The 19,962-nt window shown below is 68.0% G+C and carries 18 protein-coding genes; all 18 read right to left on the bottom strand.

Annotated features, from left to right (window positions below):
* Position 1 precedes the first annotated feature (1 nt).
* The 18 genes from GV001_RS11550 to GV001_RS11465 all read right to left on the bottom strand — a co-directional run bounded on the left by GV001_RS11550 (position 2) and on the right by GV001_RS11465 (position 19,956).
* Positions 2–379 carry a hypothetical protein gene (locus GV001_RS11550; protein WP_160079912.1) on the bottom strand — a complete coding sequence of 126 codons (378 nt, stop codon included), beginning with the start codon at positions 377–379 and terminating at the stop codon, positions 2–4.
* Positions 380–465: 86 nt separating this feature from the next.
* On the bottom strand, positions 466–1,185 hold the full coding sequence (locus GV001_RS11545; RefSeq protein ID WP_160079910.1) for an EthD domain-containing protein: 720 nt from the start codon (positions 1,183–1,185) through the stop codon (positions 466–468).
* 41 nt (positions 1,186–1,226) lie between these two features.
* On the bottom strand, positions 1,227–1,679 hold the full coding sequence (locus GV001_RS11540; protein WP_160079908.1) for a nuclear transport factor 2 family protein: 453 nt from the start codon (positions 1,677–1,679) through the stop codon (positions 1,227–1,229).
* Positions 1,676–2,065, bottom strand: a complete 390-nt coding sequence (locus GV001_RS11535; RefSeq protein ID WP_160079906.1) for a nuclear transport factor 2 family protein — start codon at positions 2,063–2,065, stop codon at positions 1,676–1,678. Before GV001_RS11535 ends, GV001_RS11540 begins: the two co-directional genes overlap by 4 nt.
* 10 nt (positions 2,066–2,075) lie before the next feature.
* Complete coding sequence (locus tag GV001_RS11530) at positions 2,076–3,278, bottom strand: acetyl-CoA C-acyltransferase (RefSeq protein ID WP_160079904.1); 1,203 nt, start codon at positions 3,276–3,278, stop codon at positions 2,076–2,078.
* Positions 3,279–3,385: 107 nt separating this feature from the next.
* The gene (locus tag GV001_RS11525) at positions 3,386–3,844 is read right to left on the bottom strand and encodes a MaoC family dehydratase (RefSeq protein ID WP_160079902.1); all 459 of its coding nucleotides are present in this window, start codon (positions 3,842–3,844) and stop codon (positions 3,386–3,388) included.
* A gap of 2 nt (positions 3,845–3,846) precedes the next feature.
* On the bottom strand, positions 3,847–4,629 hold the full coding sequence (locus tag GV001_RS11520; RefSeq protein WP_160079900.1) for an SDR family oxidoreductase: 783 nt from the start codon (positions 4,627–4,629) through the stop codon (positions 3,847–3,849).
* 13 nt (positions 4,630–4,642) lie between these two features.
* Positions 4,643–5,830, bottom strand: a complete 1,188-nt coding sequence (locus GV001_RS11515; protein WP_160079898.1) for an acyl-CoA dehydrogenase family protein — start codon at positions 5,828–5,830, stop codon at positions 4,643–4,645.
* On the bottom strand, positions 5,827–6,999 hold the full coding sequence (locus GV001_RS11510; RefSeq protein ID WP_160079896.1) for an acyl-CoA dehydrogenase family protein: 1,173 nt from the start codon (positions 6,997–6,999) through the stop codon (positions 5,827–5,829). Before GV001_RS11510 ends, GV001_RS11515 begins: the two co-directional genes overlap by 4 nt.
* A 128-nt stretch (positions 7,000–7,127) precedes the next feature.
* Entirely contained in the window at positions 7,128–8,411 is a 1,284-nt protein-coding gene (locus GV001_RS11505) for an MFS transporter (RefSeq protein ID WP_218583010.1), read from the bottom strand.
* 114 nt (positions 8,412–8,525) lie between these two features.
* Positions 8,526–10,958: an RND family transporter gene (locus GV001_RS11500; protein ID WP_160079894.1), complete on the bottom strand. Its 2,433-nt coding sequence runs from the start codon at positions 10,956–10,958 to the stop codon at positions 8,526–8,528.
* Positions 10,955–11,929 (bottom strand): YCF48-related protein, encoded by a 975-nt coding sequence (locus tag GV001_RS11495; RefSeq protein ID WP_160079892.1) that lies wholly within the window; start codon positions 11,927–11,929, stop codon positions 10,955–10,957. Before GV001_RS11495 ends, GV001_RS11500 begins: the two co-directional genes overlap by 4 nt.
* Before the next feature lie 57 nt (positions 11,930–11,986).
* Positions 11,987–13,582, bottom strand: coding sequence for a DUF1302 domain-containing protein (locus GV001_RS11490; protein WP_160079890.1), 1,596 nt, complete (start codon positions 13,580–13,582; stop codon positions 11,987–11,989).
* Between the two features lie 106 nt (positions 13,583–13,688).
* Entirely contained in the window at positions 13,689–15,071 is a 1,383-nt protein-coding gene (locus GV001_RS11485) for a DUF1329 domain-containing protein (RefSeq protein WP_160079888.1), read from the bottom strand.
* Between the two features lie 59 nt (positions 15,072–15,130).
* Complete coding sequence (locus tag GV001_RS11480) at positions 15,131–16,321, bottom strand: saccharopine dehydrogenase family protein (protein ID WP_160079886.1); 1,191 nt, start codon at positions 16,319–16,321, stop codon at positions 15,131–15,133.
* A gap of 43 nt (positions 16,322–16,364) precedes the next feature.
* On the bottom strand, positions 16,365–17,723 hold the full coding sequence (locus tag GV001_RS11475) for an FAD-binding oxidoreductase (protein WP_218583008.1): 1,359 nt from the start codon (positions 17,721–17,723) through the stop codon (positions 16,365–16,367).
* A gap of 129 nt (positions 17,724–17,852) precedes the next feature.
* Entirely contained in the window at positions 17,853–19,091 is a 1,239-nt protein-coding gene (locus GV001_RS11470) for a helix-turn-helix transcriptional regulator (RefSeq protein ID WP_160079884.1), read from the bottom strand.
* The gene (locus GV001_RS11465; RefSeq protein ID WP_160079882.1) at positions 19,081–19,956 is read right to left on the bottom strand and encodes an SDR family oxidoreductase; all 876 of its coding nucleotides are present in this window, start codon (positions 19,954–19,956) and stop codon (positions 19,081–19,083) included. Before GV001_RS11465 ends, GV001_RS11470 begins: the two co-directional genes overlap by 11 nt.
* Between the last annotated feature and the right edge of the window lie 6 nt (positions 19,957–19,962).

Here is a 19,962-nt window from a genome sequence, read left to right as displayed (position 1 = left end):
TTCACTCCTTCTGTGGACACCGCATGACTATCCGCCCGCCCTTGGTCCGCAGCGTGCCGTCCACCAGCAGCAGGTCGAGGCGGCGCTGCATCCCGTAGGCATGCTGCAAGGCCAGGCGCAGCTGCGCAGGCTCGCGCGCATCGCCGACGCAGCACTCGACCCTCCCCGCAGGCGCCGCGGCGAGCAGTTCGGCGCGCAGCTGCTGCAATGCCGGTGCGCGCTGGCCCATCAGCAACAGGCTGGCGCCGCCCTGCAGCAGGCGCAGGGTGCAGGCACGCGAGCGGCTGGCGGTGGCATCGACGACCAGCACGGTGCGCCCGCGCAGGCGCGAGAAAGGCGAAGGAGAAAAGTCGCTGACAGAGGCTACTGCGTGGGACATGCTGCACTCGACGAAGGGCTAGGTAACGCCTGCAGACTCGCAGGCGCCACCTATCCCGCCATCGTCCACCCGGACGAGCCCTGCGCTCAGTCGACCAGCGGCGCCGCCAACCGGTACTGACTGGTCTGCAACACGTCGATCTTGTCGAAGTCGATAAAGCGCCGGCAGCTTTCCATCATCTGCGCCAGGTGGCGCTGGAACCTGCTCTCGTCGCCACGGGCATTGAAGAACGCCTGCGGGTCGCGCATGGCATCGGCCGGGAAACCTTCCTCGACTATCGCGTCGAGGCGCGGTGCGCCATGGGTCAGCGCCAGCACCACCAGGTTCTGCACATAGAGGAAGTTGTCCTGGGTGTCGATCGCCACCGCCGTGTGCTGGTTGCGCCAGATGTCCAGCCAGGCCTCGCGGGTCAGCCGCGGCGGGCAACTGAGCAGGGCCAGCTGGGCGAAGCCGGGGGTACGTTCGCCCGGCGCCACCGGAAATCGGCGGTTGCGGATCGGCACCGACTCGCACACCAGATAGGCCGCCAGGCGGCCGACGGCGGCAGCGATGACCTCATCGTAGGGTTTGCGACTGGCCGCATTGGCACTGTCCAGCCAGAGCGACAGGCTGGCGTCGGGCAACGGCCGGCTGTTTTCCTGGCGCAGGCCGGCGGCCGGTTCGACCTCGGCATCCACCAGATTCAGCTGCAGGCCGTGCACGCCGAGCGCCTGCAAGCGCGGAGCGATGTCCGCGCGCAGGCGGCGGTTGAAGGCATCCTGGCCAGTCTGGGCGTCGCGCCACAGCAGATAGATGATCTTTTCCATGCAACAACCCTCGCATATCAATGACAGGAGAAAGTGCGGCCCTAGACGCCCGCTTCCAGGCTACGACCAAGCACCGTGCAATGACCGCGAAAGCGCGTCTCGACTATGCGCCAGTGGCCGTCGATACAGCGGTAGCGGTCCTCGTAGCAGCCGCCGAGCTGGCGGGTGGCGCCGCTCACGGCGTCGAGGTTGAAGTAGTACAGCGCCCAGCGCCCCTCGGCCTGATCCGCCCCGCACAACTCGATCTCCGGGTTGGCGCCGTGGTGCAGGTCGATCACCCGTTCGTTGCAGGCCAGTTGCTGGTACAGCGCGACAAAGCTGTCACGCTCGCGGAAGCAGCCCAGCGGGCCGTAGTCGATAAGGATCTCGCCCTCGGCGAAGCAGGCGCGGATCGCCTCCACCTGCTTCAGGTCACAGGCGTTGAGGTAACGATGCTTGAGCTGGCGAATGGCCTCCAGCGCCTCCAGCCGGGCGACTCGCTCGGCCAGGCTCATGACGCGTCCCGGGCCACCAGGTTGGCCTCGCCCCAGTAGGCCTTCATCGATGTGATCAGGCCCTGCTCGTCGAACTCCATCAAGTCGATCACCTGGATCGAACTGGGCCGCCCGTCCAGCAGCAGGTCGACGCAGAAGGGCACGGCGCCGCTACCGGCATGGCTGGCCGACACCGGGCCGGTCTGCCGGGCACGGGCCTGGGCGCGGCCCAGGCCCTCGCGGTAGAAACGCTCGATGGCGGCGCGGCCGACATGCGGCGGCGTGCCTATGGGGTCCTCGACCCGGGCATCCTCGGCATACAACGCGACTATGCCGTCGATATCGCCGGCATCGACCAGCTCGATGTAGCGCGCCATGGTGGCCTGGATCTGTTGCGGACTGATCATGAGGCTCTCCTTAGGCCACTTCGAACAGAGCAGCGGCACCCATGCCACCGCCAATGCACATGCTCACCACCACGTAACGCACGCCGCGGCGCTTGCCCTCGATCAGCGCGTGGCCGACCATGCGCGCGCCAGACATGCCGAAGGGGTGGCCGATGGCGATGGCGCCGCCGTTGACGTTGAGGCGCTCGTCCGGGATGCCGAGCAGGTCGCGGCAATACAGCACCTGGCAGGCGAAGGCCTCGTTGAGCTCCCACAGGCCGATGTCGTCGACCTTCAGGCCGTGGCGCTTGAGCAGCTTGGGAATCGCATAGACCGGGCCGATGCCCATCTCGTCGGCGTTGCAACCGGCCACGGCCAGGCCGCGGTAGATCCCCAGCGGGGCGAGGCCGCGCTGCTCGGCCAGTTTGGCGCTCATCAGCAGGCTGGCACTGGCGCCGTCGGACAGCTGCGAGGCGTTGCCGGCGGTGATGAAGCGGCCCGGGCCGGTCCACTGCCCGCCCTGCCAAACCGGCTCCAGGGCCTGCAGGCTTTCCAGGGTGGTGGACGAGCGATTGCACTCATCCTGGCGCAGGGTCACTTCCTGATAACGGGTCTCGCCGCTGGCCTTGTCGAGGATCGCCTGGCGGCTGGCCAGCGGCGCCAGCTCAAGGTCGAACAGCCCGGCGCTCTGCGCCTGGGCGGTGCGCATCTGGCTCTGGTAGCTGTACGCGTCCTGCACCGCGCGGCTGATGCCGTAGCGCTCGGCGACTATCTCGGCGGTCTCGATCATCGGGATATAGGCCGTCGGGTCCAGTTCCAGCACCACCTGCGACTGGTTGCGGTAGGCGTTCTTGTGCTTGTTCTGCACCAGCGAGATGGACTCCAGGCCACCGGCCACGGCGATATCCAGCTCGTCGCAGATGATGCTCTTGGCGGCGATGGCGATGCTCATCAGGCCGGAGGAGCACTGGCGTTCCACCGCCATGCCCGGCACGCTGGCCGGCAGGCCGCCGGCCACCGCGCACAGGCGGCCGAGGTTGTAGGCCTGGGTGCCCTGCTGGGCGGCGGCGCCCATGATCACGTCCTCCACCTCGTGGGCCTCGACGCCGGCGCGGCGCACCGCCTCGCGTACCACATGGCCGCCCAGCGCGGGCGCCTCGGTGTCGTTGAAGGCGCCACGGAAAGCCTTGCCGATCGGCGTGCGGGCGGTGGATACGATTACGGCTTCTTTCATCTGGGATTCCTCAAGAGCTTGTGCTCGGTAGCCCGGATGCAATCCGGGGCACTCCCGACCTGACAACAAATCTTCCCCGGATCACATCCGGGCTACGGGACTGGCGCTCAGGCCGGGTAGTAGCGGCTGATGGTGTCCACCACGCAGCCCGGGCGCTGCTCACCCTCGATCTCGACCGTGACGCGGATGGTCGCCTGCACCCCGCCCTTCACTTCCTCGGCGGCCACCAGGCTGGCGCTGCCGCGCACCCGGCTGCCGACCCTGACCACATTGGGGAAGCGCACCTTGTCGCAGCCGTAGTTGACGCCCATGGCGATGCCACGCACCTCGACGATCTGCGGCAGGAACAGGTTGACCAGGGCCAGGCTCAGGTAGCCGTGGGCGATGCAGGCGCCGAACGGGCCGCTGGCGGCGCGCACGGGGTCGACATGGATCCACTGGTGGTCGCCGGTGGCCTCGGCGAACTGATCGATGCGCGCCTGCTCGATGACGATCCACTCGCTATGGCCCAGCTCGGCGCCGACGCTGCCCAGCAGCTCGGCGGGATGACTGAAAATCATCGCCATGCTCAGGCCCTCTGGCTGGAGACCGACAGCACTTCGCCGGTCATATAGGAGCTGTAGTCGCTGGCCAGGAACATCATCACGTTGGCCACCTCCCAGACTTCCGCAGCGCGGCCGAAGGCCTCGTTCGCCGCGAGCTTTTCCAGCACCTCCTGGGGTGCGGATTTGCGCAGGAAATCGTGCAGGGCGATGCTCGGGCTCACCGCGTTGATGCGGATGCCGTGCTCGGCCGCCTCCACCGCCGCGCAGCGGGTCAGTGCCATCACCCCGGCCTTGGCTGCGGCGTAGTGGCTCTGCTCCTTCTGCGCGCGCCAGCCGAGCACCGAGGCGTTGTTGACGATCACCCCGGCGCGGCGCTCGATCATGTGCGGCAGCATGGCGCGGGTCATGCGCATGGTGCCGGTCAGGGTCACGTCCAGCACCCGGTTCCACTCCTCGTCGGCCATCTCCACCAGCAGGCGCGAACCGCCCAGGCCGGCGTTGTTGATCAGCACGTCGACGCCACCCAGTTCGCGCTCGGCGGCAGCCACCAGGGCCTGCACCTGCTCTTCATTGGTGACGTTGCACACCTGGGTGAAGACCTGCGCCAGGCCCGTGGCCTCGCGGATCTTCGCTGCTGCCTCATTCAGGCGACCCTCGTGGATATCGCTGATCAGCAGGGCGCGACAGCCTTCCTCGGCGGCGCGCAGGGCGGCGGAGTAACCGATGCCGGCGCCGGCGGCGGCGGTGATCAGCACCGATTTGCCGCGCAGCAGGCCGTGGCCGGGTACGTAGTTAGGGATGTTCATGGCAAATCTCCGGTCAGGCGCGCACGCGCGGCTCGCGGGGCAGGCCCAGGGCGCGTTCGGCGATGATGTTGCGTTGGATTTCGTTGGTGCCGCCGTAGATGGTGTCGGAGCGGCTGAACAGGAACATCGCCTGCAGGCGGCCCAGTTCGTAGGGCGCGCCTTGCAGCAGTTCGGCGTCCGGGCCGAGCACGTCCATCGCCAGCTTGCCCAGCTCGACGTGCCAGTTGGCCCAGCACAGCTTGTAGATCATCGCCTCGCGGCGCAGCGTGCCGTCCTGGGCGCCGGAGAGCATGCGCAGCGAGTTGTAACGCAGGATGCGCAGCCCGCCCCAGGCCTGGGCGATGCGCTGGCGCAGCAGCGGGTCGCGGGCCGCACCGTTGCTCTTGGCGATACGGATGATTTCTTCCAGCTCATTGTGGAACAGCATCTGCTGGCCGAGGGTGGACACCCCGCGCTCGAAACCGAGCAGAGCCATGGCGATCTTCCAGCCGTCACCGGGGGCGCCGAGAATATTCGTCGCATCGGTCAGTGCGTCGTCGAAGAACACCTCGTTGAACTCGCTGGTGCCGGTCAGCTGCTCGATCGGGCGCACCGTGATGCCCGCCTGGTGCATCGGCACCAGCAGGAACGACAGGCCCTGGTGGCCGACGCTGCCGGGCTCGGTGCGGGCGATCACGAAGCACCACTCGGATTCATGGGCCAGCGAGGTCCACACCTTCTGCCCGGTGATCCGCCACTGGCCGTCCTGCAGCACCGCGCGGGTCTTGACGTTGGCCAGGTCGGAACCTGCGCCCGGCTCGGAATAGCCCTGGCACCAGAACTCGCGGCCGGCGACTATACCCGGCAGCAGGCGGCGCTTCTGCTCCTCCGTGCCGAAGGCGGCGATGGTCGGCCCGGCCAGGCCTTCGCCGATATGGCCCATGCGCCCGGGCCCGCCGGCACGGGCGTATTCCTCGTGGAAGATCACCTGCTGGGTGATCGACAGGCCACGCCCGCCATGCTCCGGCGCCCAGCCCACGCAGGTCCAGCCGCCCTCGGCCAGCTTGCGCTCCCAGGCCTTGCGCTCCTCGGGGAAGCTGTGTTCGTCGCCGGGACCACCGCGAAAACGCAGCGGCTCGAATTCGCCACACAGGTTGGCGACCATCCAGGCGGCCACTTCGGCGCGGAAGGCTTCGTCCGCGTCGCTGAAACTGATCTTCATGCCAGGTCTCCGAGAAGCGTGCAGGCGATGCGTTCGCGGTGCAGGGACGGCGCGCCGAGGAAGGCCTCGCCGGCTCGCGCGCGCTTGAAGTAGAGGTGCGGGTCGTACTCCCAGGTGAAGCCGACCCCGCCGTGCAACTGGATGGACTCGGCGGCGCAGTGGAAGAACGCCTCCGAGCAGCGCGCCTTGGCCAGCGCGGCGGCCTGCGGCAGCTCGGCGGCGATCTGCGCGTCGCCGCCCAGGGCCAGCGCCTCCTCGGCCACGCAGGCGGCGTAGTAGGCCGCCGAACGCGCGCACTCGACCTCCAGCATCATGTCCGCCATGCGGTGCTTGAGCGCCTGGAAGCTGCCGATAGGCCGGCCGAACTGCTGGCGCTCGCGGCTGTAGTCCAGGGTCAGGTCCAGGGCCTGCTGGGCGCCACCGGTCTGCTCGGCGGCCAGCGCCACGCAGGCCAGCTGCAGCACCCGCTCGAGCAGCGCAGCGCCCTGCCCGAACGTGCCGAGCAGGGCCTCGCCATCGAGGTACAGATGATTCAAGCGGACATCGGCCAGCCGCCGCGTCTGGTCCAGGGTCGGCACCGCCTCGCATTGCAGGCCGGCGCTGGCGGCCGGCACGGCGAACAGGCTGATGCCCTCCTCGCCCCCACTGCCGGGGGTGCGCGCAGCAACTATCAGCAGACCGGCGCTATGGCCGTCGACCACCTGGCGCAGCACGCCGTCGAGCACGAAGCCCTCGCCCTCGGCGCGCACCGTGGCGCCGAGGCTATCCAGGGCCCAGCCGCGGCCATCGCTGTAGGCCAGGGTCGCGCTCAGGCTGCCCGCGGCCAACTGCGGCAGCCAGCGCTGTTTCTGCGCCTCGTTGCCGGCCAGCAGCAGCGCCGGGGTAGCCAGGCAGGCCGTGGCGAAGAACGGCGAGCAGAACAGCCGCCGGCCCATCTGTTCGAGCAGGATGGCCAGCTCGACGAAGCCCAGGCCCAGGCCGCCGTATTGCTCGGGAATATGGATGGCCGGCCAGACCATTTCCTCGCACAGGCGGCGCCACACCGCCGGATCGTGGCCGAGGGCATCGGCCATGGCCGCGCGCACCGCGGCGGAATCGGAAACCTCGGCGAGGAAACCCTCGGCGGAGGTGCGGATCATCTCCTGCTCATCGCTGAACGCGAATTCCATAGCTGCGTATTCTCTCGCTGACAACGGGGCGGGCAGAAAGCCGCCCGGGATGGCGCAGAGTCTGGCGCCAGACCCTTCGCAAGGAATCGTCGGCAGCGCCTAGTCCGGGTGGACGACGCGCCACCTCATCACTGCGGCGCAGGGCCACGCCCCTGCAAGGCAATCGGCAACAGCGCCGCGGCGGCCAGGCCGGCACACAGCAACAGGGCCAGGGTATAGGTATGGGTAAGGTCGACCAGGTAGCCGACGATTTCCGGACTGAAGGCCGAGCCCAGGCCGGCGATCAGGTTGCCGATGCCGAGCAGGCTGGCGAAGTTGCGCGCGCCCGTGGCCTCCATCAGCAGCAAGGGGGCGAACTGGTTGACCAGGGTGAAGGTGCTGCCCCAGCCCAGGATGAAGAGCACGACGGCGGCCAGCCCCAGCCGCGGGTCGCCGGCGGCCAGCAGGCAGAGGATGCCCAGGGCGCAGACCAGCGTACTGCTCATCAGGATGGACTTGGCCGCCCAGCGCTGGCTGCACAGGCCGAAGACAAAGTTGCCGACCAGGGCCGCCGCCGCACTGGCGGCGAGCAGGCCGGCGGCCTGCTGCGCCGAATAGCCCACGGAGATCAGGTAGGGCACCAGGGCGATGAAGATGCCGAGGCTGCTCAGGGTCAGCAGCAGCTGCATGCCGATCCACAGCCAGTAGCGTGGCAGGCGCAGGGCCTGGCCGATGCCATGGCCGCTGGTCGTTTCCATCACCGGCTGGCCGGCCTGTTCCTGGCTGGATGGCTGGCGTGCCGTCCACAGCAGCAGGGGCACGCAGAACAGCAGGATCGCCCCGGCAATCCCCTGCATGGCGCCGCGCCAGCCGATGGCGGCAATCACCTCGGTGAGTAACACGGGGAAGATGATCGCACCTATGGAGCCCCCGGCCAGCAACAGGCCGAAGGCCAGCCCCTGGCGCTCGTAGGGAATCCAGCGGGTGACCAGGGTGATGGCCGGCACATAGGTGCAGGCGCCGACACCCAGGCCACTCAGGGCCACGGCCAGGGCGAGCTGATCGATGTCGGCACTCCAGCCGGCAAGCAGGTAACCCAGCGCGGTGATAAGTGCCCCGCCGGTCATCACCGGGCGCGGCGCAATGCGATCGAGCAGCCAGCCCGCCAGGGGCATGGCCAGGGTCATGCTGATCAGGAAGGCCGTGGCCACCCGCGCCACCTGTTCGTTGCTGCAGCGCAAGGCGCTGGTGATCGGTTGGGTGAACACGCTGAGCGAGTTGAGCGTGGTGCCGAAGATGATGCACAACACCACCGCCAGCCCCAGGGCGATGGCCCAGCCCTGACGTTGTTGTGCACCGGCCGAATGGCTCAGGCCCTGCGCCGCGACGACGGCAGCGCCTTGCCCTGCGCCCGTGTTCTGCATGGGTGGCATAGCGAAGCTCTCATCTGGTTCGCAGCTGATGACGGTAGCTCCGCCCCAGCCCTGGTGGGTTCACAGCCCTTGAGCACGCCGGGCATCACCCGCAAGTGATGCCCGGCGCAGCCCTCAGGAAGACGCGTCGACAGTGACTCGCTGCACCCGACCGTGGCGCGCATCGTCTTCGGCAATCGCGCAGCCATGCCCGGTTCCGGACCGCGCGGACGTCGCCCCCACCCCCAGCCAGACGGCCAGGGCCGGCAGCAGGAAGATCGCTCCCAGCACGTTGACCAGGAACATGAAGGCCAGCAGCACGCCCATGTCGGCCTGGAACTTGAGCGCGGAGAAGGCCCAGGTGCCGACGCCGATGGACATGGTCAGGGCGGTGAACACCGCGGCCGTGCCGCGCTGGCGCATGGCCTGGTAGAAGGCCTCGCGCAGGCCACGGCCGTGGCGCATCTCGTGTTGCAGGTGCTCGTAGAGGTAGACCCCGTAATCCACCCCTACCCCCACGCCGAGGGCGATCACCGGCAGGGTGGCGACCTTCAGGCCGATACCCAGCTGCGCCATCAGGGCGTTGCACAGGATGGTCACCAGCATCAGCGGCACCATCACGCAGAGCACCCCGCGCCAGGAGCGGAAGGTCAGCCAGCAGAGCAGACCGATGGCGATGAACAGCGCACCGATCATCTGCACCTCGGCCTGTTCCACCGCCTCATTGGTGGCGGCGGCCACCCCCGCATTGCCACCGGCCAGGCGGAAGCGGATGCCCGGGGTGTGCTCGCCGGCGATGAACTTCTCCACCTCGCGGGTGACATGGTTGAGGGTGGCACCCTGGTGATCATCCAGGTAGACCAGCAGGTTGAGCACCCGGCAACCCTCGCTGTTCAGGCCCAGCTCCGGGTTGGCCGCGCCGCCACCGATGCGCAGCGCAGACGGCGCGCGCTGCAGCGCCGCCCAGCGCGGATTGGCCTCGTTGTTGGCGGCGGTGTACAGCTTGATGCCGCCGGCCACGGTGCTCACCGACTGCACCCCGGCGATGCCGCGCACATACAGGTCGAAGCGCTCCACCGCGCTCATCAGCGGCCAGTCTAGGCAGGCCTCCTCCCCCGCCTCGGTCTCGGCGTAGACCGAGAGCACATCCATGCTAATCGAGTAGCTGGAGACGATGGCCGCGTTGTCGCGGTTGTAGCGCGAGTCGGCATGCAGTTCCGGGGCGCCGGCGCCGACATCGCCGGTCAGCAGAAAACGCGCCTGGTAGGTGCCGGCGACCAGCAACAGCAGCATCAACGCCAGGCTGGCCAGGGCCGGGCGCGGCAATGCCAGGGCCGACAGCCGCCACCACAGGCCGGCACGCTCCGGGCGCTTGCCACTCGGGCGGGCGGAGGCCTCCAGCTGCAGGTGCGACAGGATGATCGGCAGGCACAGCTTGTTAGTGGCGATCATCAGGGCCACGCCGAGGCAGGCGGTCACCCCCAGTTCATGCACGATCGGGATGTCGATCAGCATGATCACCAGAAAGCCCAGGGCATTGGCCAGCAGCGCCACGCTGCCCGGCACGGCGAGGGCGCGGAAAGCGCTCGCGGCGGCGCTGCTGGAGTCCTCGCCGGCCAGTACCGCGTGCTTCCAGGCATTGGTCATCTGTACCGCATGGGACACGCCGATGGAGAAGATCAGGAAGGGCACCAGCACCGACATGGGGTCGATCCCCAGGCCGAGCAACGGCAGCAGCCCCAGCAGCCAGACCACCGGCAGCAGGGCCACCAGCAGAGCCAGCACGGTCAGCTTGAGCGAGCGGCAGTACAGCCACAGCAACGCGGCGGTGATGACGAAGGCCACCGCGAAGAAGGCGATAACCCCGAACAGGCCATCCATCACCTCGCCCATGATCTTGGCGAAGCCGACGATCTGGATATCGATCAGCTCGCTGTTGTGCTTGGCGCGGATCGCCTCCAGGGCGCGGGCCACGGCGGCGTAGTCGAGCTTCTGCCCGGTCTGCGGATTGACCTCCAGCAGGTCGGCCTGAACCATCGCCGAACGCAGGTCATTGGCCAGCAACTGGCCGATCTCGCCGGACTTGGCCACGTTGGAGCGGATCTGCGCCAGGCCGTCGGCATCGGTGACGAAGCGCGAAGGCACCACCACGTCGCCGGTGAAGCCGGACTCGGTCACCTCGATGTAGCGCACGTTGGGGGTGAACAGCGAGCGCACCCGGCTGCGGTTGACCCCCGGGGTGAAGAACACCTCTTCGGTGACCTGGCGCAGGGCCTCGAGGAACTGCGGGTTGTACAGGTCGCCCTCACCCTTCCAGTGCAGGCTGACGAGAATTCGGTTGGCCCCGGAGAAGCTGTCGCCGTGCTCGCGGAAGGCGGCCATGTAGGGATGGCTGAGTGGAATCAGCTTGTTGAAACCGGGATCCAGGCGGGTGGCAAGGGCCGAATAGCCCAAGCCCAGGGTGAGCAACACGAATACAAGACCCAGCCAGCGCCGACTGGCGATCAGGCGACGCGCCAGGACATCGATCAGGGCTTCCAGGCGGGTCGCGGAATGCACGGCGTTCATTGGACAACCTCGTTGGGAATGGGCGCAGTGAAGCTGCGCAAACCGGCATCACTGGCCAGCAGCAAGGGGCCCTGGGCCGGCAACAGCAGGTCGGTGATGCTTTCCTGCCCCTCGCGCAGCAGGCTGAAGCTGTCCCCCTCATCCTGGCTCAACAGCAGTACGCCGCCCTGCCCGGCCAGCAGCAGCTGGCCCGCGGCGGTCAATTCGGCGCGATAGATCGAGAACTTCCCGGGCAGGCTCAGTGCCTGCCAGGTCTCGCCGTCGTCCAGGCTGCGGAACACCCGACCACGCATGCCGTAGGCCAGCCAGCGGCCCTCGCCCAGGCTCAGGGCGCCATACAGCGAACCATCGTAGAAGGCCGGCAATGCCTGCCAGCTGTTGCCGCCATCGCGCGAACGCAGCAGGCTGCCAGCCTCGCCGACGATCAGCCAGCGCTGGCCATCGGCCGAGCCGGCGATGCCATTGAGGTGCCAATCGCTCAGCCCCTCGATGGCCTCGTTTTTCCAGCTCTGGCCGCCATCGCGCGAGCGTAGGACGCGGCCGAAGGCGCCGACCACCAGCCAGTCGCCGGACGGCAGGCGCGCGGCATCCAGCAGCGGATCGCCGTCGCCCTCGCTGAACGCGCGCTCCTGCCAGCGCCGCCCGCCGTCGTTACTGAGCAGGATCAACCCCTCGTGACCGAGCGCCAGCCCCTGCTGCGGGTCGGCGAACACCACCCGGGTCAGCATGGCATGGCGCTGCGGCTGCACATCGGCGGCGTGCCAGCTCTGCCCGCCATCGGCGGACAGGCGGATATGGCCCAGCTCGCCGGCCACCAGCAGGCCGGCACTGGTCTGGCTGATGCCAAACAACTGCATGCGCGCCACCGGCACTGTGCTTTCCGGCTGTGGCGGCGTGCCACGCGGAGCGAAGGCCAGTACGCCGGCCAGCGCCACCGCAACCGAGACCGTCAGACCTAGCAGTCCACGCATGCATACCTCCCGCCGGCCACTCGGGCCGGCTCAGGCAAATCGAACATGACCCAGTCCTCAGAAGCTGTACTTGGCGCTGACCGACAGATAGTCGCGGTCGGCCAGCGGCCGCTCGGCCAGGTCGGCATCACCGAGGAAGGCGTTGTAGGTCATCCCCAGCTCCAGGTTGTTCAGGTACTTGGCGGTCAGCCCAAGGCTGGCGCGACGGTCACCCTCACCGATCAGGCCGCCGAAGGCGCCGGCCACCGCGGCGGTACCCTGCAGCTGCTGGGCGTAGGACATCGGCATGCTCAGGTCCCAGCCGTCGACCACGTTGTTCCACGAGGGCGTGACCATCAGCTGGTAGGCCCAGGCGCTGCGGTCGACGCTGAGGTCGTCGTAGGCCGAGCCGTCTGAGGTGTGGAAGTCATCGACCGAGTTGACCCGCAGGTAGGCCACCTCGCCGACGAAGGTGGTCTGGTCCGAGTACCAGCGCGGGCCGAGGATATAGAGGGTGGAAAGCTGCGCCTGGGTGGCCTTGGCGCGGGTCGCCGACGGGCCGACCACGGGGCCGTCGACCAGCACCGGCACGCCATCCTTGTAGCTGACCTCGCCGGCCACGTTGAAGTCGCCCAGGCGGGTGGAGAAGCTGGCGCCGGTCAACTCGATATCGTCGAAGTAGATCACCCGGTACTGGCTGAAGTCCTCGCTGAGCGCCACGTTGGGGTTCTTGTCGTGGTAGCGCAGATGGTAGAGGCCCAGCTCGGTATCCCCACCCACGGTGAAGCGTGCGCTCAGGCCCCACTGGCCACTGTCACGCGGCTTGTCGTCCTCCCCCTCGGGGATGGTGAAACCCGGGAAGGCATGGATGAACTCGGCACCCGGGCCGATCATGTCGGCGTAGGAGAAATAGCTGCCGACCGGGTCCAGCTCGGTGGCCTTGTACTCGTACTGGTAGTAGGCAGACAGGCCGAAGTTCTGGTTCAGCTGCCACTGACCGAAGACCTGGCCGACCGGCAGCAGGATGTCCTTGACCTCGACGCCCGGCACGTTGGCCTTGGTGGCATCGGCCGGCGACTGGGCCCCGGCGATGTTGGGGAAGAACAGGCTCTCGCCCCACTGCACCACCTGACGCCCCGCGCGCAGGTTGAGCATGGACTGCTCGCCGGTCTGGAAGCTGCCGTACAGATAGGCATCCAGGAAGCGGCTGCGGCTGCCGGCCACCTCACGTGCATCGCGGGTGAACTCGTTGGCCGGCCCGCTCTTGTTCACCGTGTCCGGCGAATCGTTGTCGTTGCGATGCTGCCAGACATCGTCGTAGAAGCTCGAGGCGCGGACGAAGGCGCCATAGTTGCGGTACTTCAGGTCGAGTTCGGCGAGCACCGACAGGCGATTGTTGATCAGGCTGCCGCGCTCGAAGTTGCGGTTGCCGTCGTCGCTGTTGACCGTGGTCGGCAGAAAAGTGGCCGGATCCATGGGCCCGTCGATCAGGGCATCGTCCTGATCCTCGGTACGCATGGCCGCGCCATAGGACAGGTTGACCAGGTAGTCGGCGCGGATTTCCTCGCCCAGCTCGAAGCTGCCGGCCAGGGCCGACGGGGCCAGCGGCAGGGCCAGCAGGCCCAGCAGCAGACGTGTCTGATGGCTTACCTCGATGTTCTTTTTATTGTGCATCTCGGATCTCTCCTGTTCGCCGCGGCCTTTTCAGGCACGCGGCTGTCCTGTGCGCCGGCGCTGGCCGGCACACGCAAGGGTGACTGGGGTTGGTGCTATCGGCGGGTTAACGGCCGCTCTGGCGCAGCATCTCGGTGGTGTACATGTAGGGCTGCAGGCGGTCGCCGTTGAGCCGTGGAGCGTCGATCTCCTGGGTCAGGCGGTCGGCCAGATAGGCGCCGGAAACCAGGTCGTGGTAGACGGTGACACCGGCATGGAAGATCTTGGCGCCGTAGGCGTAGAAGCTGTTCAGGAAGTTGGTGCGCCACAGCTGGCCATGGGCGTCGTAGTTGTCCGCCATCACCGCCTGCCAGCTGTCCTCGTCGATATACAGCACGCGCTTGGCGTACTGGTGGCGATAGCCCGGCTTCAGCGTGGCCTCCAGCACCCAGACACGGTGTGCCTCATAGCGCATCACGCCGGGATCGATGCTGCCGGTCTTGAGCAGGTTGGCGTACTTGATGCCCTCGGCCTCCAGGCGATAGCCGTTATAGGGGATGTACAGCTCGCGCTTGCCCACCAGTTTCCAGTCGTAGCGCTCGGGCGAGCCGTTGAACAGGCGGTCGTCGTCGATGGTGCGGAAGCCGCCGACACCCAGCGGCATGTCGAAGCCGAAGCCCGGCGACTGGCGCACCCGGCGCGTACCCGGGTTGTAGATCCAGGCGGTCTGCGGATTCTTCGCCTCGTTGAAGTAGGTGTGCGCCAGCATCACCTCGCCCTTCTGCCGCTCGGGCTTGAGGATGGTGGTCAGCGAGTAGGCGAAGATGCCGTGGGTCGGCCTGCCGATATCCTTCTCGCCGCTGGTCTGGTCGAGAATCTCCATGCGCAGCTGGCCCCAGGCGATCTGGCCGTCCGGATAGACCACGGCCTGGTCGTAGACCGCATCTTCCTCATGGGCGTAGCCCGGCAGCAGCATGTTGCGCAGCAGCTCGTCGCCGTTCTTTGGCAGCGGGAAAGGCGTACCGGCCTTGTAGGCGCGCACGCCCATGTTGCCGTCTTCCAGCTCGGCGAAGCCGACATTCTTGCGGGTCTGCTCGCAGCGATAATCCTCAAGGCGGAAATCGCGGTGGCTCGGGTACACCGGAATGCTGTAGCTGTCCGGGTACTTCTTCAGCAGCGCCTGCTGACCATCGGACAGGCGTGCCACATGCTCCTGCATGTTCTGCGCGGTAATGGTGAACAGCGGCTTCTCGCCGGCATAGGGATCGGCATGGCGGCTGCCCACGCCGCCGAACTGGACGCCCGGCGGGGTACCCAGCCAGGCCCCGCTGAAGGGCGGGATGGAGCCGTCGGCATTGCCGGCCTTCTCGGCGCCGATACAGGTCAGTTCGTTGCCGAGCTTGGCCTGTTCACTGGCGATTTCGCTCTCGCTCAGGTTGGCCCAGGTGCTCTGGGAAGCCAGCAGCAGCGCCGTGGCCAGGGGAAGTGTGCGACGTAAGGACAAGTGCATGATTTCCTCTTTTTATTGTGTCGAGGCCGCGCTGGCGACCTCTTGTTGAAAGGTCGGGATCAGGCGTGCAAGCCATCCTGCACGGTGGTTTCACTGGCGATGAATTGCGCGCCGGTCTCGCGCGAGAAGGCACGCACATAGGCCTCTGCCTCCAGGCACTGCTCCGGTGCAAGCAGGCCCTGGCCCTGGACGCGGCCTTCCAGCCAGGCCTCGATGGCCAGACGCGCACAGGTCGGGGTCGGGTCGGCGGTGCTGTCCTCGCTTTCCTCGACGGGCAACTGCAGGTGCTGTTCGAGCACACTGCACACCTGCGCGCCGCCGCGCAGGCCACGTACCTCGACGCGCATGGCCACCGCCCAGGGCTCATCGGACAGATCGATCTTCAGGCTCTCGCGCCCGGCCGGGCTGGACAGATGCTGGGTGAGGAACTTCAGCGGCGAGATGCCCAGGCTCTCGATGGTCTCGCCACGCCCCAGGCCCAGGTCGATCATCGCTTGCCAGAGCTTGGAGCCGGCCTCGGGGAAGAAGCCCAGGCGGTTGCTCACCTGCTTCAGGCCGGGGATGCAGTGCGGCAGGGTGACGGTCTCGCCATGGCCGATGAAGAACGCCGGGTAGTGCTTGAACGGCGCCGTGTAAGGCACTTCCAGACGACCACCCCAACCTTGCAGCTTGCGGTACTCGCCGTCGACGAACTGCACCACGTCGCCGCAGGTGATGTGCATCATGTGGTCGACCACGGCCGGCGACAGCAGGTCGGGGACGAAGGGCACGGCGGTGGCCAGGTGGATTTCCTCGACGCTGTCCAGACGATCGGCCAGCATCCGCGCGATGACGTTGGTCAGGCCCGGGGTGGAGCCGCAGCCGATGATCAGGCGCACGCCCGCCTCGAGCGCGCGCTGCTGCCAGCTGGGATCGAGGAACAGGGTCTCGGCCACGTCGTGGTCGTCGTTGATGTCCAGGTAGTCGACGCCCATGCGCAGGGCCGCCTCGATCACCGGCACGGCGCTGCGGTAGAACGGGCCGACGGCGTTGAACACCAGATCCGCACCGTCGAGCAGCGCGTCCAGGCAGGCGGCATCCAGCACATCGGCACGCACCGCGCTGACCCGCCCACCCAGCTTGGCGGCAAGCTTCTCGGCGGCGGCCAGGTTGAGGTCGCCGAGCACCAGGTCCAGCTCGGGATGACGAGCAGCCAGTTGGCGGGCGACGTTGGCACCCACGTTGCCGCAACCCAGTAACAGAATTCTCATGCGTTCCTCTTTAATCATTGTTGTTGGGAAAGAAGCGGTATCGCTAAACCAGGCCCAGTCGGTCGGCCAGCCTGGCGGCGGGAATCAGCACGCGGCGAATCTTGGTTTCGAATAGCCCGGCGCAGCGCACCGCGCGCGGCTCGCGCAGCGGCAGCAGGAGTTGGTCGGGGCGGTCGGCGAGCAGCACCTCGGCCAGGTGCAGCCCCAGCAGCGGGCCCATGACGTTGCCCCAGGAACCCAGGTTGAGCAGGGCCAGTACGCCCTCGTCGACCCGGTAGAACTGCGGGTAGGCGGCCTCGTAGGCCGACGAGGAATTGGCCGTCATGCCGGTCCAGTAGGACTCCAGTTCGATCGGCACCCCGGCCAGCGCCGGGAAGGTGCGCCGCAGGTAGCGCAGGAAATAGGCGAAGTAGCGCTGCGCGTCCTGGGCCTGGCCGCTGCCCGGGATGGTCGCGGTGATCAGCCGACCGCGGCCGTCGATCACCAGCGGGTAGAGCCCGGCCGGGTACTGCATCAGCGCGACCCGCGCCGGGTTGATCTGCGCCATCACTTCGGCCGGCAGTGGCCGGGTGGCCAGGCCGCAGGCCAACAGGGGGAACTGGGTGCGCGCCAGTTCCGGGAAGAACGGATTGCCGACATGACCATTGGTGCACAGCACCACCCGCGCCGCGCGCACGCTGCCGGTGGCGGTGCGCAGGCGCCACTGCGCGCCCTCGCGCTCGCAGGCCAGCACGCAGGAGTTGCCATGCACCCGCGCGCCCAGCCGGGTGGCGGCGGCCACCATGCCCTGGGTGAACAGGTAGGGATTGACCCGCCCGCCCTCCTGCCAGTGCAGGCCATAGTCATAGGCCGAGGTGCCGAGCAGCTCCTGCAGACGGGCGCCGCCGACCTCCTCCACCGCGTAGCCCAGGCCTTGCCACAGGCGTGCCTTGCGCCCCAGAGCGGCGTGCTTGCGATTGGCCGCATCAACCAGGCCGCAGCGTTCGGTGTCGGCCGCCAGGTCGTACTTCTGGTTGATGTCGAAGACGATATTGCGCCGCTCGACGAAGTAATCGATGAAGTCGCGGCCCTGGTTGGGCAGGTCCTGCAGCGCTTCGAGCGAACCCAGATAGGGCTGCACGTGACCAGCATTACGCCCGGAGGCGCCGCTGGCCGGCTGGTCGGCTTCGAGCAGCACCACGCTCACCCCGCGCTCGGCCAGGTGCAGGGTCAGCGAAGCACCGGCCAAGCCCGCGCCCACCACCACCACCACGTCGGCCTCGCAGTCGCCGCTCAACGCGGCGTAAACCGGGGCCGGAGCCGGCTGTGGCCAGCCACTGAAACGGATCGGCACCACCCCGGCCTCATAGGCATCCGCCGCCGGGTATACCGCCACCTGTCCTTGCTGCTGACTCGCGCTCACTGCCAATTCCTCATCGTGGGTTCGGCTCGCATCGCCGCAAAGCGGCGAACGACCAACCAGTCATTTCGATGCTAGGGACTGTCCCTCAAGGCGCTCCAGTACCAACTGGTACTGCGCCAGCGGATAAGTTCAGTGTCCTTCGCGGCGCAGCAGCACGCTGCTGCGGCACAGCATGCGCACCAGATCGGTCTGCCCCTTGAGACCGAGCTTGGCGTAGATGTTTTTGCTGTAGTTGCGCGCCGCCGTCACGGCGATGCCCATCTGCACCGCCGCCTCGCTGATGCTCTGCCCGTCGGCCAGGCAGGCGACCAGGCGCGCCTCCTGGCGGGTCAGGGCGAACAGCTGGGCAATCAGCTCCGGCGGATAGCCACTGCCCCGCCCCCCGGCGCCGTCCGGCTCGGACAACTCGACCAGGTAGAGACTCAGGCTGGGCACCTGGCGCCCCTGGAAATAATCCTGCCGCGGGGTTGGCACAACCAGCAGGCCAAGCAATGCACCGTTCGACGCCGGCACCCTGAGCAATTCGCCCAGCCCCCCTCCTGCGGGCTTCTGGCGCTGCACCAGGGCGCGGGAAATGGCCTGTTCGAACTGCCGCTGCAGGCTCTTGTCCCTGAGCTGCAAGCGCCCGTTGAGCAGCTCGACCCCGCCATGCCGGGCCAGCAGCGCCTCGGCCGTGCGATTGAGGGCCAGGCTGCGCGCCTCGCCATCGAGTAGCAGGCAGCCCAGCTGCAGGTGCTCCAGGCTGCCGGCATAGACCGCACGTTCGGCCTCCTGGCGCTGCAGACGTGCGTACAGGCCCAGGGCGTGAGCCAGGTGCGGGGCGAGGCTGTGCAACAAAGCCACCTCTTCCTCACCGAAGCGCGGCGACGGGCTATGGGGCCCGCGCAGCACATCGAGCCAGCAGCGCATGCCGCCAGGCTCGGCAAAGCAGCTGCGCAGGCACTGGCCCAGACCCAGCGCGGCGAAGAACTCGGCACAGGCCGGTTCGACATCCGCCGGACCGAACTCCACCACCTGCCCCGGCGCCACGGCCTCGGGTTGCAACTGCTCGATATGGGCGAAGCGTTCGCGCCAGATGCGCTCGGCCAGCTCCCAGTCGATCTCGTCACCGACCTCCTGGGACACCACATGGATGTCGCCATGCTGCTGTGCACGGTGCAGCAGGGTGATGACCACGTTGCGCGCGCCGAGCAGATGGCGCAGGCGCTCGGCCAGGGCAAACCAGGGCTGCGCCTCGCTGGCGCCCTGATAGGCCAGGCCGATGAGCTCGGGCAATATCTCGACGCCCCGCCAGGCCGGCGCCGGCCGCCATGGCAGCAGCGCTGCGCCGGCACCGCCGCGCTGCCGGGCCAGGGGCTCAGCTGCCATAGACCCTCTGCGCCGGCACAGCCTCGGCGATCAGTTGCTCGACCACCGCGCCCAGCTCCTCGGCCTGCCAGCGCCCGCCCTTGTCACGTTCGGGGCCGCGGCGCCAACCGTCGGCGATCGACAGCTTGCCACCCTCCACCTCGAACAACCTGCCGGTCACTTCCCGCGCCTGCTCGGAGCCGAGCCAGACCAGCAGCGGCGCGACGTTTTCCGGGGCGAAGTAGTCGAAGCCGTCCTCCGGCTTCCTCATGGTGTCGGCGAACACCTGCTCGGTCATGCCGGTGCGCGCGGCCGGGGCCAGGGCGTTGGCGGTGATGCCGTAACGCGCCAGCTCGGCGGCCTGGACCAGGGTCAGGGCGGCGATGCCGCCCTTGGCCGCGGCGTAGTTGGACTGGCCGATGGAACCCTGCAGGCCGGCGCCGGAGCTGGTGTTGATGATCCGCGCGTTGACCGTCATGCCGCCCTTGGCCTGCTCGCGCCAGTATTTGACCGCGTGGCTGGCCAGGCAGAAATGGCCCTTGAGGTGCACCGCCATCACCGCGTCCCAGTCGGCCTCGCTCAGGCTGGCGAACATGCGGTCGCGACAGATGCCGGCATTGTTGACCAGCACATGCAGGTCGCCGAAGGCTTCCAGCGCACGGCGGACGATCTCGCCGGCCGCGGCATAGTCGGTGATATCGCCACAGTCGGCCTGAGCCTGGCCACCGGCGGCGCGGATCTGGCCGACCACCGCCTCGGCAGCCGGCAGGTTGATGTCGTTGACCAGCACCTTGGCGCCAGCCTCGGCGAAGGCCAGGGCATAGGCGCGACCGAGGCCGCCGCCGGCTCCGGTGATAATGACGACGCGGTCTTGGCAGATGGGCATTGCTGT

The organism is Pseudomonas sp. 8AS, from assembly GCF_902506505.1.
Taxonomy (GTDB): domain Bacteria; phylum Pseudomonadota; class Gammaproteobacteria; order Pseudomonadales; family Pseudomonadaceae; genus Aquipseudomonas.
This window is presented reverse-complemented; position numbering and strand designations above follow the sequence as displayed.

Bases quoted from the DNA above. Each gene is read 5' to 3' on its own strand.
- GV001_RS11550 (WP_160079912.1), bottom strand. From the start codon at position 379: ATGTCCCACGCAGTAGCCTCTGTCAGCGACTTTTCTCCTTCGCCTTTC.
- GV001_RS11545 (WP_160079910.1), bottom strand. From the start codon at position 1,185: ATGGAAAAGATCATCTATCTGCTGTGGCGCGACGCCCAGACTGGCCAG.
- GV001_RS11540 (WP_160079908.1), bottom strand. From the start codon at position 1,679: ATGAGCCTGGCCGAGCGAGTCGCCCGGCTGGAGGCGCTGGAGGCCATT.
- GV001_RS11535 (WP_160079906.1), bottom strand. From the start codon at position 2,065: ATGATCAGTCCGCAACAGATCCAGGCCACCATGGCGCGCTACATCGAG.
- GV001_RS11530 (WP_160079904.1), bottom strand. From the start codon at position 3,278: ATGAAAGAAGCCGTAATCGTATCCACCGCCCGCACGCCGATCGGCAAG.
- GV001_RS11525 (WP_160079902.1), bottom strand. From the start codon at position 3,844: ATGGCGATGATTTTCAGTCATCCCGCCGAGCTGCTGGGCAGCGTCGGC.
- GV001_RS11520 (WP_160079900.1), bottom strand. From the start codon at position 4,629: ATGAACATCCCTAACTACGTACCCGGCCACGGCCTGCTGCGCGGCAAA.
- GV001_RS11515 (WP_160079898.1), bottom strand. From the start codon at position 5,830: ATGAAGATCAGTTTCAGCGACGCGGACGAAGCCTTCCGCGCCGAAGTG.
- GV001_RS11510 (WP_160079896.1), bottom strand. From the start codon at position 6,999: ATGGAATTCGCGTTCAGCGATGAGCAGGAGATGATCCGCACCTCCGCC.
- GV001_RS11505 (WP_218583010.1), bottom strand. From the start codon at position 8,411: ATGCCACCCATGCAGAACACGGGCGCAGGGCAAGGCGCTGCCGTCGTC.
- GV001_RS11500 (WP_160079894.1), bottom strand. From the start codon at position 10,958: ATGAACGCCGTGCATTCCGCGACCCGCCTGGAAGCCCTGATCGATGTC.
- GV001_RS11495 (WP_160079892.1), bottom strand. From the start codon at position 11,929: ATGCGTGGACTGCTAGGTCTGACGGTCTCGGTTGCGGTGGCGCTGGCC.
- GV001_RS11490 (WP_160079890.1), bottom strand. From the start codon at position 13,582: ATGCACAATAAAAAGAACATCGAGGTAAGCCATCAGACACGTCTGCTG.
- GV001_RS11485 (WP_160079888.1), bottom strand. From the start codon at position 15,071: ATGCACTTGTCCTTACGTCGCACACTTCCCCTGGCCACGGCGCTGCTG.
- GV001_RS11480 (WP_160079886.1), bottom strand. From the start codon at position 16,321: ATGAGAATTCTGTTACTGGGTTGCGGCAACGTGGGTGCCAACGTCGCC.
- GV001_RS11470 (WP_160079884.1), bottom strand. From the start codon at position 19,091: ATGGCAGCTGAGCCCCTGGCCCGGCAGCGCGGCGGTGCCGGCGCAGCG.
- GV001_RS11465 (WP_160079882.1), bottom strand. From the start codon at position 19,956: ATGCCCATCTGCCAAGACCGCGTCGTCATTATCACCGGAGCCGGCGGC.